Annotated in this window: 1 pseudogene; it reads left to right on the forward strand. The window is 49.3% G+C overall.

What is annotated here, in order from left to right:
* Positions 1-333, forward strand: a pseudogene (locus tag BHE85_RS18695) (IS1-like element IS1X2 family transposase); the annotation flags it as partial.
* Positions 334-446: the final 113 nt, after the last annotated feature.

Consider the following 446-nt stretch of genomic DNA (forward strand, 5'->3'; position numbering starts at 1 on the left):
TGGCTGTTTTACGCGTATGACAGGATACGGAGGACGGTTGTGGCGCACGTCTTCGGTGAACGCACTCTGGCCACACTGGAGCGTCTTCTGAGCCTGCTGCCGGCCTTTGAGGTCGTGGTATGGATGACGGATGGCTGGCCGCTGTATGAATCACGCCTGAAGGGAAAGCTGCACGTTATCAGCAAGCGTTACACTCAGCGCATTGAGCGACATAATCTGAATCTGAGACAACATCTGGCAAGGCTGGGACGGAAGTCACTGTCGTTCTCAAAATCGGTGGAGCTGCATGACAAGGTCATCGGGCATTATCTGAACATAAAACACTATCAGTAAGTTGGAGTCATTACCCTCGGGCTAAAATACCGGGACAGAGATCAGGCGTGATTAATCTGCAGCATTTTTAATAACAGAAGTACTGAGCTTACTTTACCTTTGATGATGTAATA

It is taken from the genome of Shigella sp. FC1567 (genome assembly GCF_001743015.1).
Taxonomy (GTDB): Bacteria; Pseudomonadota; Gammaproteobacteria; order Enterobacterales; family Enterobacteriaceae; genus Escherichia; species Escherichia coli.